The sequence below is a fragment of the Streptomyces sp. A1136 genome, assembly GCF_004795055.1.
Lineage (GTDB): Bacteria > Actinomycetota > Actinomycetes > Streptomycetales > Streptomycetaceae > Streptomyces.
Genome location: NZ_SSBJ01000181.1, coordinates 1 through 670, shown reverse-complemented (window position 1 = coordinate 670; position 670 = coordinate 1). Strand labels below are relative to the sequence as shown.

Sequence of the window (670 nt, the reverse complement as noted above, 5' to 3'; positions counted from 1 at the left end):
CCCTGGGCCAGCCCACCGTGGATCTGCCCCTCCACGATGAGCGGGTTGACGATCTTCCCGATGTCGTCGACGGACGCGTACTTGCGGATCTTCACCATGCCCGTCTCGGTGTCGACCTCCATGGCGCAGATGTGCGTGCCGTGGGGGAAGGAGAAGTTGACCGGGTCGAACGTCGCGTCGGCGTCGATCGAGGGCTCGATCCCCTCGGGGTAGTTGTGGGCGGCGAAGATCGCCAGCGCGATCTCCTGGATGCCGAGACCGGTGCCCGGCGTCCCACGGACGGAGAACTTGCCGCCGGTGAACTCGAGGTCGTCCTCGCTGGCCTCCAGCAGGTGCGCCGCGATCTTCCGGGCCTTGGCCACGACCTTCTCGGCGGCCTTGACCACGGCGGTGCCGCCCACCACGAGCGAGCGGGAGCCGTAGGTGTCCAGGCCGCGGGAGGAGATGGAGGTGTCGCCGTGCAGCACCTCGACGTCCTCGAACGGCACGCCGAGCTCATCGGCGACGAGCTGGCTCCAGGCCGTCTCGTGCCCCTGGCCGTGCGGCGTCGAGCCGGTGACGACCTCGACCTTGCCGGTGGGCAGCATCCGGATCGAGGCGTGCTCCCAGCCGCCGGCGCCGAAGGCGAGCGAGCCGAGCACCCGGGAGGGGGCCAGGCCGCACATCTCCG

1 protein-coding gene is annotated in these 670 nt (G+C 70.3%); it reads right to left on the bottom strand.

Features of this window, described 5'->3' with window-relative positions:
- Positions 1–670, bottom strand: a 670-nt coding sequence (locus tag E6R62_RS37940) for a molybdopterin cofactor-binding domain-containing protein (RefSeq protein ID WP_168714315.1), incomplete at both ends; no start/stop codon positions are given.